We start from the raw sequence: 501 nt of genomic DNA on the forward strand, positions 1-501 counted from the left end.
AATAACTCAATCTTCCAGCGGTCTTTATAAATTGCAGCAATGGTGGATGCTGCCAGATGAAAGTTGTTGCTCAGAAATTCGAATGTTCTTTTCTTATCTGTATCATAAAACGCTATACGTCTTAATAATTTAGGTGCGCCTCTTTTCTTGGCATGCGCACTGCTCAATTCAATACATTCATCCGCAATAATGCCTTTAGTCGCTAATACGTTGCGGCTTGATTTAACTTGATAAACTGTCTTTGGGCGTAGCCGAGTTACGAAGCTGACTTTCTGATGTGTCAACTGAGCAAACCATTGATAATCAACATATCCTTTATCAAAGACGATAATGCTGCCAGCAGGAAATTTAAATGCTCTGCCTTGCACCATATCATTTTCAATACCATCCCCAAGCGCTACAAATTCAGGAATGGTATTGCTGTGATTTAAGCCAACACTGAGTTTAATACTGGCTTTGGATTCATGCACTTTTGCCCATTCGCACAATGACAGTGAAAGA

Annotated in this window: 1 protein-coding gene; it reads right to left on the minus strand. The window is 39.7% G+C overall.

Going from position 1 to position 501, the window contains the following annotated elements; genetic code table 11:
- Nucleotides 1-501, minus strand: a 501-nt coding sequence (locus ACPUEY_RS14125) for a transposase (RefSeq protein ID WP_425122478.1), incomplete at both ends; no start/stop codon positions are given.

It is taken from the genome of Acinetobacter sp. G11 (assembly GCF_049808495.1).
GTDB lineage: Bacteria > Pseudomonadota > Gammaproteobacteria > Pseudomonadales > Moraxellaceae > Acinetobacter > Acinetobacter kookii.